This window comes from Pseudoalteromonas sp. Z1A6 (assembly GCF_011378745.1).
Classification (GTDB): domain Bacteria; phylum Pseudomonadota; class Gammaproteobacteria; order Enterobacterales; family Alteromonadaceae; genus Pseudoalteromonas; species Pseudoalteromonas arctica.
On sequence record NZ_WTKW01000274.1, the window covers coordinates 1 to 5,762 of the forward strand.

7 protein-coding genes are annotated in these 5,762 nt (G+C 40.4%); 2 read left to right on the plus strand and 5 right to left on the minus strand.

What is annotated here, in order from left to right:
- Positions 1-128 precede the first annotated feature (128 nt).
- Together GQR46_RS15195 and GQR46_RS15200 are read right to left on the minus strand one after the other, a co-directional pair.
- Positions 129-551 carry a TIGR02444 family protein gene (locus tag GQR46_RS15195; protein WP_165741370.1) on the minus strand — a complete coding sequence of 141 codons (423 nt, stop codon included), beginning with the start codon at positions 549-551 and terminating at the stop codon, positions 129-131.
- Positions 535-2,457, minus strand: a complete 1,923-nt coding sequence (locus GQR46_RS15200) for an ATP-binding cassette domain-containing protein (protein WP_165741371.1) — start codon at positions 2,455-2,457, stop codon at positions 535-537. Before GQR46_RS15200 ends, GQR46_RS15195 begins: the two co-directional genes overlap by 17 nt.
- Positions 2,458-2,589: 132 nt before the next feature.
- Between GQR46_RS15200 and GQR46_RS15205 the strand changes: the two genes are divergently transcribed.
- On the plus strand, positions 2,590-2,793 hold the full coding sequence (locus GQR46_RS15205) for a YheV family putative zinc ribbon protein (protein ID WP_007378899.1): 204 nt from the start codon (positions 2,590-2,592) through the stop codon (positions 2,791-2,793).
- A 32-nt stretch (positions 2,794-2,825) separates the two neighbouring features.
- Here GQR46_RS15205 and GQR46_RS15210 read toward each other — a convergent pair whose 3' ends face one another.
- The gene (locus GQR46_RS15210) at positions 2,826-3,041 is read right to left on the minus strand and encodes a SlyX family protein (RefSeq protein WP_007378900.1); all 216 of its coding nucleotides are present in this window, start codon (positions 3,039-3,041) and stop codon (positions 2,826-2,828) included.
- Positions 3,028-4,026, minus strand: coding sequence for a hypothetical protein (locus GQR46_RS15215; RefSeq protein WP_024589508.1), 999 nt, complete (start codon positions 4,024-4,026; stop codon positions 3,028-3,030). Before GQR46_RS15215 ends, GQR46_RS15210 begins: the two co-directional genes overlap by 14 nt.
- A 215-nt stretch (positions 4,027-4,241) precedes the next feature.
- On the opposite strand from GQR46_RS15215, the gene fkpA reads away from it, so the two are divergent.
- Positions 4,242-4,988 carry an FKBP-type peptidyl-prolyl cis-trans isomerase gene (fkpA, locus tag GQR46_RS15220; protein ID WP_007582243.1) on the plus strand — a complete coding sequence of 249 codons (747 nt, stop codon included), beginning with the start codon at positions 4,242-4,244 and terminating at the stop codon, positions 4,986-4,988.
- Between the two features lie 65 nt (positions 4,989-5,053).
- Here the strand turns inward: fkpA and GQR46_RS15225 are convergent, their stop codons facing one another.
- Positions 5,054-5,524, minus strand: coding sequence for an Rsd/AlgQ family anti-sigma factor (locus GQR46_RS15225; protein ID WP_007582240.1), 471 nt, complete (start codon positions 5,522-5,524; stop codon positions 5,054-5,056).
- Positions 5,525-5,762 lie beyond the last annotated feature (238 nt).

Here is a 5,762-nt window from a genome sequence, read left to right on the forward strand (position 1 = left end):
TAAGTAATCTAGTTTGTTTTCCTCTAAAAGCGAAGCGCCTCTTAACCTCTTTGTGAATAAATTACTTAAAGGTTTTTTGCACAAAGAAAATAGAATGAGCAGTGGAGGAGGGTATAAAAAGTCGCAGCCTAAGTGGCTTTCATATACAGCTCAATATTGTTTGGTTCTGCATGCTCGATTAATTCAAACTCATTTACTGCTTCAATCAACATATGTTGCTGTTGTTTTTCAAGCTTTAGCTCAGTGCTTAGTAACTCTGCGCGTATTGTGGCGTAATCACTTATCGTATTCTGGTTAGCTTTTAAATAGCTACGAGCAGCGCGCAGAGGCTGTAATGCATAAGTATCAAATTCACTAACTACTTGCGTTAACTCATTTAGCTGTTGGGTATTAATACTTAAATTTAATGAATCTAAATAAAGTAGCAATAAGCATAAATTAACGTTTTTTCCTTGCTGGTTTTGTAGTGCCAGCAAGGTTGTTTGTTGCTCAGGCTTTGCGTACAAAGTGCACGCAAACTGCCAAAAATGGTCGCTATTGAGCAAGTTCATCGGTGAATGCCTGTTCTTTTTCTTCCATTTCTTCAAGTGCCATAAGAAGCTCTTCTTCAACGTCGTTAAGTTTTGGCGTAAGGGTTGCTTGCTTGGCTAATAACTCTTTAAGCTTGGTTTTGTTGTCGTCGTTGTACATTTCGTTATCACCTAAGGTCACTTCAACTTCACTTAATTCGGCGGTGAATTTATCGAGTTGCTTTTCAAGCTTTTCAATTTGCTTTTTAAGTGGCTGAATGGCTTTTCTAAACTCAGCCTCTAAGCGCTTTTGCTCCTTACGATTAACACCTGGGTTTGCTTTAGGCTCGTCGGTTTGCTGCGCTTTAACCGCTTCTTTATTCGCATTAAGTAGCCATTGGTAATATGCATCTAGGTCGTAACCAAACTGGGTTACTTTGCCGTCATCTACTAAGTAAAACTCATCGGCGGTATTTTTAAGCATATGGCGATCGTGCGATACGGTAACCATAGCGCCTTCAAAACCTTGTAGTGCCATAACAAGTGCATGGCGCATTTCTAAATCAAGGTGGTTAGTTGGCTCATCGAGTAGTAATAAGTTTGGTTTTTGATATACCAACATGGCAAGTACTAAACGTGCTTTTTCGCCGCCCGAAAACGGGGCTACAGGCTCAAGCGCTTTATCGCCAATGAAGGCAAAGCCGCCTAAAAAGTCACGTAGTGATTGTTCAGTGGCTTTTGGGTCTAGTCGTTGTATGTGCGTTATTGCACTGGCTTTTAAATCAAGAGATTCAAGCTGATGCTGCGCAAAATAACCAATATTTAATCCATGGTGCTGAATAACTTCGCCCGCTTGCGGCTCTAAATCACCAGAAAGCAGTTTAATTAACGTTGATTTACCCGCGCCATTTCGACCAAGTAAAGCAATTCGGCTACCTGGTACAAGGTTTAGCTCTATATTATTTAAAATAGTGACGTCACCATAACCCGCTTTGGCTTTATCTATTGTCATTAGTGGGTTTGGTAATGCTTTTGGCTCTGCAAACTCAAAGTTAAATGGCGAGTCGGCATGTGCTGGCGCTAGTTTTTCCATGCGTTCAAGTGCTTTTACACGGCTTTGTGCTTGTTTAGCTTTACTGGCTTTTGCTTTAAAGCGCGTTATAAACTGCTCAAGGTGCGCAATTTGATCTTGTTGCTTATCAAACATCGCTTGTTGTTGTAGCAAGCGCTCTGCTTTTTGGCGTTCAAACTGCGAGTAGTTACCTTTGTACACGTTGATAAGCTGCTTATCTACGTGCCAAATTTGATCAACCACCGCATCTAAAAACTCACGGTCATGTGATATAAGTACAAGGGTGCCGGTATAAGCACGTAAAAAACGCTCAAGCCAATAAACGGCATCTAAATCAAGGTGATTTGTTGGCTCATCAAGAAGTAGTAAATCGGCGTCGCGTATTAATGCTTGGGCAAGGTTTAAACGCATACGCCAACCACCCGAAAATGAGCTGACAGGGTTTTCTATAAGGTTATTGGCAAAGCCTAAGCCGTGTAATAGCTCACCGGCGGTTGATTCAATGCTGTAGCCTTTAATGTTTTCAAGCTGAATATGTACTTTGGCTTGTGTGTCGCCATCGTTGTTTTTCTCGGCCTCACGCAGTGCTATGCGCATTGCGTAGTATTCTGGGTGGCCTTGAAGTACATAATCAATCGCGCTTATTTCAAGTGCAGGTGTCTCTTGCTTAACAGAGGCAATAGACCAATCTTTTGGAATGCTGCAGTTACCGGCATCTAATTGCAGTTCTGATTTTAGTAAACCAAATAACGTTGATTTTCCGCAGCCATTAGCGCCAACAAGGCCTACTTTGTGCTCTGGGAATAACGTAGCTGATGCGTTTTTTAATAAGGCTTTACCGCCACGAAGTAGTTCTATTTCTGAGATTTGGATCATGAATGCGTTACTTTGCTGTGCCCTTGTTAAGTTGGCGCTATCATAACATAGAACTTAATGCTCTTATCAAGCGTATCAACAAGTGAAGTTATACGATAAAATAGCGGCAGTTCAAACCACAGGAAAAATGTTGTGAGACAAAAGAAGCGATTTATTGCTGGTGCATCGTGCCCTGACTGCAAAGCCATGGATACTATGATGCTATACAGAGAACATGATGTTGAAAAAGTAGAGTGTGTTGAGTGTGGTCATAAAATGGCGCAACCCGATAACGCTGTTCAGGCGTCTACTCGCCAATTTGAACAAGTAATTGGTGTATTTAAACCGGGCGACTAACCCGGTTTTTTATTGCCTAATTTTTACCGGTTTTAGTAATGCGGTGGAGGCGGCTCAGGTGCTTCAGACATCATAGACGATGATGACTGCGACTCTTTAATCTTCTCTGCTAGCAGCTCAGTTTGGCGTTTCATTTTTGCTAACAGTTGCTGGTGCACTTTTATTTCATCATTTAAGACTTCAATCGTTTCGTCTTGAAAAGCCACTTTGGCTTCAAGTTCCATTAAGCGATGTTCAATTGTGTTCATTATTCTCTCGTATAATAAATCGCTCTGCGATACCGCTGGAGCTTTCGGTTAACAACGACTTACCGTTATCTGTAAATGTCACATCTAGCACCACCGCCGATTTAGGCTTACTGCCTTCGCGCGGGGTAACCTGCCAAGTTTGAATCTTTTCACCGCTTGGTATTTGCCACAAATCTACGCGCTTATTTGGCGAGCCGGTTGCAAGCAAAGTGCCTTGTTCGTTAAAACGCACAGCAGTAAAAATTTTCTGACGCGCAATATACTTCAGTTTACTCACAAGATCACCTGTAGTCAGCTTCCATACATTTGCTTGTGCCATACTGTCGGCCGTAAACGCATAGCGACCCTGTGGATCGAGCGTCACTTGGGTAACACGCGTTGGGTGATTAAAACGATGAATTACTTGCCCTGTACGTGTATCCCAAAAGTAAGCAACATAATCGTTAGAGCCACTTAAGGCGTAGCGTCCGTTAGGTGATAGGTCAACGGTGTTAACTTTATCTTGATGACCTAAAAACTCAATACGACGTCCGGTTTCTAGGTTTACAAATACGACAACGCCGTCGCTACGGCCGTATAAAACACTACGGCCTTGATTGCTAATAGCAATATCGCGAATACTGGCTTTTTGTATTTTGTAATAACCTTTATTTTTGCCTGTGGCTATATCCCACACAGCAAACGTGTTTTTTTCGGCGGTAACAGCCACGCTGTTATCAAAAGCAATAGCAACGGCGTATACCAAACTGTCTTGATCTTGCTGCTGAAACCATTGGTATTTTAGTACCTGCTGTTGATTATCCCACAGGGCGACCCCATGGTTGATAGAGGAGATCAAACTGTATTTACCATCGTTTGAAAGTGTTGATGAAAACGCACCTTGTGCAGCATGTTCGTAACTTGCTACAGCGTGTTGTTTTTTATCGGTACAGGCGATGGCTAAAAAACAGCTAAATACGATTAAAAAAGTACGAAATATCGACATATTACAGGTATTTCCCCTTAACTCTTAGTGACTGAGAGGTTAGACTAGGACGCGTTAAATGCCTAGGTTGTTTGTCTAATCACTGGATATGTTTTTAGTTTAGCTAACAATGTGGAATTTAGTCATTAAACAAGCAGCCTATCATGTGGGCCGTTAATCTTTAACTAGTAATAATACATTAAAATGACAACTGCAAAGTGTGTCGGAGATTTAAAATGAAAAAGACGATTAGATTGTCATTGATTGCAGCGTCAGTTTTAGCGCTTACAGCTTGTAATCAAGAAGCAAAAAAAGAACAAGCTGAAGTTAAATTAGACACTGTAGAACAGCAACAAGCATACGGTATTGGTGCATCTGTAGGTAACTTTTTAAATAAAGACCTAGCAGACAAAACAGAAATTGGTATTGAGCTAGACCAAGCACTTCTAATCCGTGGTTTTGAAGATGCACTTGCTGGTAATGCAAAAATTGACGAAGAAAAAATTCGCGAAGTATTAACTGAACTAGATACATCAGTACGTACTAAGCAAGAAGAAAAAGCAAAAGTAGAGTCTGAAAAAAGCAAAGAAGCGGGTGTTAAATACCTAGCTGACAACGCTAAAAAAGAAGGCGTTACAGTAACTGAGTCTGGCCTGCAGTATGAAGTACTTAGCGAAGGCGATGGCGAAAAGCCAGTAGCAACAGACGTAGTTAAAGTACACTACAAAGGTACTTTATTAGACGGTACTGAGTTTGATAGCTCATATGCACGTAACGAACCTACAACTTTCCCTCTTAACCGCGTAATTGCTGGTTGGACTGAAGGTTTACAACTTATGTCAGTGGGTTCTAAGTACAAGTTCACTATTCCTTCAGAACTTGCTTACGGCGACCGTGACTTAGGTAAGATTCCAGCTAATTCAACACTTGTATTTGAAGTTGAATTACTTGAAATTCAAAATGAAGAAGCACCAGCACAATAATAAGTTTATTGTGTAAATGCAAAAAGGGACCTTAGGTCCCTTTTTTAATATGCGTAAATAACATATTAGTTTGCGTGATTAGAAAACAAGTTATCAATAAGCTCATCTTCAAGTGCAAAGCGTGCTTCTAATGCCTCACCAATAACAGACAAGTCATCATCAAAACCCTTTAACAAGTCTTCTTTGTCTACTTCAGCGTACTTATCATTAAAATCTAACGCTATGTCGGTTGTACTGGAAATACGCGGGTAAATAGAGTTTGCAAGCTCTTGGCTCTGTAAGCCCTTTTTTTCACATGCTTTTGCTATATCGTCATACACTTCAAAATGGCCCGCAGATAGGTAATCCATTAAAAGTTGGCAAAATGATTCAATTAGTTTTGGCTCTGGCAATGCTTGATCTTGTTTTTCGTACGGCGTAAAACCTGCAATTTTGCAATAAAGTACAATAAGGTCTTGGCGTTCGTTTAGCCATTTATCAATTACTGTGTGGCTACCACCCCATTTTTGTTGAGCTTTTTCTACACGCGTCAGCATAACTGTTCTCCTAGCTGGGTTGGTCTTTCAATTAGAATATAATAAGTTTATGTACATCAAGATATATTTAATTTGCGAGTATATCAACAAGTAAAGTTGAGCTACTTTGAGGGGTGTACCTTTTTATATAATCTAAGGCGAGGGATTTTATTTTAGGCAAGAAAAAACCACCAGTTACGGTGGTCTAATTTCTTTCATTGACTTGTTATAACAAGCTTTCTTATTTTTATGAGATGAT